Below are 502 nucleotides of genomic sequence, written 5' to 3'. Positions count from 1 at the left end.
GTCAGCGATAGTCTCGGCCGTGGTCGCGTCGAATAGGTCGGACGCGTATTCCAGATAGCCGTGCAGGCCGGCGGGGGCGCCGTCGGGGCCGGTCTTTTCGTAAATATCGAAGGACAGATCAAATTTCGCCATCCGGGTGTGCGAGCCCCGCACCCGAACCTCGGCGCCAGCGAAATCGAATGCGGCCTCGGGATTGTTCTGCAACACCTGCATGACCTGAAACAGCGGGTGACGCGCGCCGGAGCGCACCGGATTGACGGCCTCGACCACGCGTTCGAAGGGCACCTCGGCATTGTCGAATCCGGCCAGACAGCGGTCGACCACCCGCGAGACCAGCTGATCGAAGCGCGGATTGCCCGAGGTGTCCACGCGCAGTACCAGCGCATTCAGAAAAAGCCCCACCAGATCGTAAAGCCGTTCGTCCGAGCGCCCCGCGATCGGGCTGCCCAGCGGAATGTCCTCGCCCGCGCCCAACCGCGTCAGCAGCGCCGCCAGCGCCGCC

Annotated in this window: 1 protein-coding gene; it reads right to left on the bottom strand. The window is 65.7% G+C overall.

Annotated elements, in window-relative coordinates; all coding sequences use genetic code 11:
- The coding region (locus ACR1XV_RS21460) for a condensation domain-containing protein (RefSeq protein ID WP_480535067.1) at positions 1–502 on the bottom strand (502 nt) is incomplete at both ends.

This window comes from Ruegeria sp. AD2(2025) (assembly GCF_056542385.1).
The sequence above is the reverse complement of the archived record's forward strand: the minus strand, read 5'-3'. Positions and strand labels throughout refer to the sequence as shown.